The following is a 583-nucleotide window of genomic DNA, read 5'->3' as shown; positions in this document are numbered from 1 at the left end:
GGCGGTAGTACAGGTCGGCCCGAAAGCGGCCGGCCGCGACTTCTTCTTCCAGCACGCGGTTGGTGGCGGCAATGACCCGCACGTTGGCCCGGAGGACGCGCCGCCCGCCCACGCGTTCAAACTCCTTCTCTTGCAGCACGCGCAGCAGCTTGGCCTGCAAATCCAGCGGGAGCTCGCCCACCTCGTCGAGGAAAATTGTCCCGCCCTCGGCCAGCTCAAACTTGCCGATGCGCCGGTCGTGGGCGCCGGTGAACGCGCCTTTTTCGTGGCCGAACAATTCGCTCTCGATGAGCTGCGCGGGCAGGGCCGCGCAGTTCAGCTTGATGAGGGCGCGCTCCTTGCGGGGCGAGCGGTTGTGCACGGCCCGCGCCACCAGCTCTTTGCCGGTGCCGGTCTCCCCACTGATGAGCACCGTGGTGTCGGTAGGGGCCACTTGCCGGATGCGCTGCTGCACCTGCTGCATCACCGCGCTCTGGCCCACAAAGTCTTCGAAGCGCGCCGTGGTGCTGATTTCGTCCATCAGGTAGGTTTTCTCCTGTTCCAGCTGGGTGCGCAGTTCCTCGATGTGCTCGAAGGCAAACAG

At 65.7% G+C, this 583-nt stretch carries 1 protein-coding gene; it reads right to left on the bottom strand.

The genetic code is table 11. The features are described from left to right. A partial coding sequence (locus ACP7AJ_RS21605; RefSeq protein ID WP_426062311.1) for a sigma 54-interacting transcriptional regulator occupies positions 1-583 on the bottom strand: 583 nt, incomplete at both ends.

The organism is Hymenobacter sp. B1770 (genome assembly GCF_049896385.1).
In the GTDB taxonomy this organism is placed as follows: Bacteria; Bacteroidota; Bacteroidia; order Cytophagales; family Hymenobacteraceae; genus Hymenobacter.
Note: the sequence above shows the minus strand (reverse complement) of the source record. Positions and strands in the feature narration are given on the sequence as shown.